This is a genomic window from Burkholderia sp. (assembly GCF_018375725.1).
Taxonomy (GTDB): Bacteria; Pseudomonadota; Gammaproteobacteria; order Burkholderiales; family Burkholderiaceae; genus Burkholderia.
Genome location: NZ_JAHACR010000552.1, coordinates 1 through 1,044 on the forward strand (window position 1 = coordinate 1; position 1,044 = coordinate 1,044).

General features: G+C 65.3%; 1 protein-coding gene and 2 pseudogenes. All 3 read left to right on the plus strand.

Features of this window, described 5'->3' with window-relative positions; all coding sequences use genetic code 11:
* Positions 1 to 316 (plus strand): annotated as a pseudogene (locus tag KH616_RS25330) (DNA polymerase III subunit delta'); the annotation flags it as partial.
* Between the two features lie 32 nt (positions 317 to 348).
* Complete coding sequence (locus KH616_RS25335; RefSeq protein ID WP_292255347.1) at positions 349 to 861, plus strand: GNAT family N-acetyltransferase; 513 nt, start codon at positions 349 to 351, stop codon at positions 859 to 861.
* A 48-nt stretch (positions 862 to 909) separates the two neighbouring features.
* Positions 910 to 1,044: pseudogene (locus KH616_RS25340) on the plus strand (DNAase); the annotation flags it as partial.

The window sequence follows — 1,044 nt, forward strand, 5'->3', positions numbered from 1 at the left end:
CGGCCAGCTCGCGGCGGGCGCGGCGTGCGACCCGTTCGCATGCGGCGAAGCGCTGCAGAAATTGCCGGTGCCGCTCGTGCTCGGCTGGCTGCAGCGCTGGCTGTACGATTTGCTCGCCCAGCGCATGGCCGGCGGCCCGCGCTATTTCCCTCGCCATGCCGCCGCACTGGCGCGTTGCGCGGACGCACTCGATGCGAATGCATTCGCGCGCTTCATGAAGGCCGTGTCGCGGCAGCGCATGGTCGAGAATCATCCGCTCAATGCGCGGCTGGTATTCGAGGAATTGTTTCTCGGATATCGGGACCTGTTTGCGTGAGTGCCGTTCTATTTCTCGATGGTTGAAATACGATGACCCACTTGTATCGTGATGCGACCGAGGCCGATCTGCCGGCGATCGTCGCGATCTACAATTCGACGATCGCCTCGCGGCAGGTGACGGCCGATCTGGCGCCTGTCAGTGTCGACAGCCGGCGCGACTGGTTTGCCGCACATGGGCCGGATTCACGGCCGCTGTGGGTCGTCGAGGAGGACGGCCGCGTGATCGCATGGCTCAGCTTCTCGGATTTCTATGGCCGGCCGGCATACCGGCATACGGCCGAAATCAGCATTTATCTCGACGAAGCCGCGCGCGGCAAGGGCCTCGGTACGCGGCTGCTCGAAGCCGCGCTCGCGCAGGCGCCCGGGCTCGGCATCGACACGGCGCTCGGCTTCATCTTCGGCCACAACACGCCGAGCCTGAAGCTGTTCGCCCGCTTCGGCTTCGAACCGTGGGGCAACCTGCCGCGGGTGGCCGTGCTCGACGGCGTCGAGCGCGATCTGGTGATCCTCGGCAAACGGCTGGACGCCGCGTCGCGCGCCTAGCCCGGCCGCGCCTAGGCGCCCCCGCCTTACCGCATTACAGGAAACACGATGTTCGTCGATTCTCATTGCCACATCAATTTCAAGGGTCTGGCCGACCGTTTGCCGGCCGTGCTCGACAACATGAGCGAGCACGATGTCACGCACGCACTGTGCGTGTCGGTCGATTTCGAGACGCTGCCCGAG

What these genes read in the sequence shown, in the direction of transcription:
- KH616_RS25335 (WP_292255347.1), top strand. Translation starts at nt 349, where the DNA reads ATGACCCACTTGTATCGTGATGCGACCGAGGCCGATCTGCCGGCGATC.